Genomic DNA, 2,324 nt, shown 5'->3' with positions numbered 1-2,324 from the left:
TCCTGGGAGGGACAAACCTTGAAACCCTTATATCAAGGTGATTTCATTACCCCATTCCCCATTCCCCATTCCCCATTACCTGCGCGCAGCGCTATAATGAATATAACGAAGCACTAAGCACTCCCCTTGGCAAGGGGAGGGTTGGGTGGGGTCAATTTATCAAAATTGAAAACTACGATCGCGCACCCACAGCCGCACCGGAATGGCATGGCCGCCGGAGTCCACTTTCACCTCCACCACGAAGGATTCCGGGTCGGTTTGTTGGGCGAAATTGATGTCTGCATTGACGCGATCGCGCTCACTTTCCGGCATATAATAGGTTTCCAAACCGTACTCGACTCCCCAGCCATTTCCCTCCCCCCGGATGGCGATTTGATTGTCGGGTAAATTCTCCGGGCGATCGCTTCTGACGGCGACGGGTTCCCACGCGGGGGGGCGATCGCTTTCCGAATTTCCCTCCGGTTTTTGCAAGATCACATAAACGGGTTGTCCGCGATCGATATACGAATAATTCTCATTTCCTTCCAGGACTGTCGGCGAACCGGGAAGGGTTTTGAGCGTGTTGGGATCGGAAATTTCGTAGCCGAGAATTTGATAGTAACCCCGCAGAAAATCGTAGGGATCGACGGGCGCCGTTTGTAAAACAATTGTGGTTCCGGTGAGGTAGGTGTAAACCGCCTGGGCGGGAATCGCCATCACCAGGGCGGCCTGACACAGCAGCGGCGCCCACAATCGCCATCCCGGAAGGCGGCGCTCGGGGGGACTGGCGGGGGCAGTTGCGGGGGTTGTCGGGGCTGTTAACGGGCGCTCAGAGGACGTTTGGTTGCTGTCTGTCATGGCAATTGATAATTGATAATTGAGTTTCCTAAACGTTTTGGCGGGAGAGGTGGCGTTCAAACCAGAGTCCCGCGATGATGACGCCGATCCCGCATAAAACGAGGACGAAGGCTTTTAGAAGTAGTTCGGTGTTGTACTCGAACAATCGGCTGATTATTTGTAAAATTAATAGCACCATCCCGCCCCAAAAAGCGGCGCGGCTTCCCTCGGTGAGTCCGATGCGGATGGTTCCCGTTGCCAGGAGAAACATTAATATATTAAAAATGTAGGTGGCAATTTCCGGAATCGGGGAAATGGAAATGTGCCAGAAGGTGACGATGCCGGTGATGGCTAAAAAACCGGCGATCGCGGCGGTGACGCTATCCACTCCCCAATATTGTTTGGTGCGATCGGGACGCGCCAGGCGGAACCACTGCCACAGGGCGAGGGCGATGAAAATTAGGACGTCAACGAGTAGAAAAGCCGACCCCGGTAAAATATCCTCGAAGTCGGACGCTTCGATATTCCAAACGCCCTTAAATGAGAGGAAAAAGAACAGGATTCCGAGTAGCCAGAGGGCGAAACTGCGGGCGAGCGATCGGAACCGTCGGCCGTCAATTCCGGGCCACTGGCTGTCATCGTAGGCCCACAACACGGCGGGGGGGAGAATCAGGGCCAAAGCCACACCCAATCCGGGCAGTTGGTAGACGGGGATAATGGCGCCCATCGTCACGTTCAAAGATGAGATGATGAGCAGCAGTGCCATCACGAAAATGAGGCGGGATTCGCACCAGTAGGCGAGGGGGACAAATAAAATCGCCCCCGCGATCGCCATGTGCCGAATTAAGAGATCGATCCAGGATGCCTCCCCCGGTTCCAAGGCATACTCAATCCCCAGCCAGTATCCGATCGCCAACAGCAGCAGCGACAGGACGCCGAGCGATCGCAGTTGCAAACTGTAAGCCATCGCCAGGACACCCAACCCCCACACGACATACAACCCGTAGGGGGAACCGCCGATGTGGAACATCTGGGCCATCAGAGCGATATTCGCCCCCAGACACACGGCGCCGCACAGCAGCAACGCGATACCGAGACGCTGTTTGGCCCCGGAGGTGGGATGTTGCCACAGGTAGAACCCCCCGGCGTCGAATCCGACCAGGATGCTTAATAATAAAATCACCCGCAGCGATCGCGGCCATTCTTGCCAGTTCGCGGCGACAAACGTGATCGCCCCCAAACCCAACAAAATCCCGCCCAACCCCATGAGGATGACCACGAAGCGGTTGCTGGCGGCCTGTTCGAGGCTGTCAAACTGGTAGCGATCGCCGAGCTGTCGATAAACGGTGTCGTCGATCAATCCCTCAGCCTTCCAGAGTCCGGCTTCCTCACGCAATTGGCGGCGAAACTTTTCTGAAATCACGGTTGGGGTTGGGGTTGGTGTGCTCGGTGGGGTGTGCTCGGTGGGGTGTGGGCGGGGGAGCGGGGGAGCGGTGGGTGAGACATCC

The 2,324-nt window shown here is 56.3% G+C and carries 2 protein-coding genes; both read right to left on the bottom strand.

What is annotated here, in order from left to right:
• Nucleotides 1-159: 159 nt before the first annotated feature.
• A complete protein-coding gene (locus tag LKE08_RS00570) occupies nt 160-837 on the bottom strand; it encodes a GDYXXLXY domain-containing protein (protein ID WP_324702246.1) in 678 nt (225 codons plus the stop codon).
• 28 nt (nt 838-865) lie between these two features.
• Nucleotides 866-2,239: a DUF2157 domain-containing protein gene (locus tag LKE08_RS00565; RefSeq protein WP_324702245.1), complete on the bottom strand. Its 1,374-nt coding sequence runs from the start codon at nt 2,237-2,239 to the stop codon at nt 866-868.
• Nucleotides 2,240-2,324 lie beyond the last annotated feature (85 nt).

This window comes from Lyngbya sp. CCY1209 (assembly GCF_035615495.1).
GTDB lineage: Bacteria > Cyanobacteriota > Cyanobacteriia > Cyanobacteriales > Microcoleaceae > Limnospira.
Note: the sequence above shows the minus strand (reverse complement) of the source record. Positions and strands in the feature narration are given on the sequence as shown.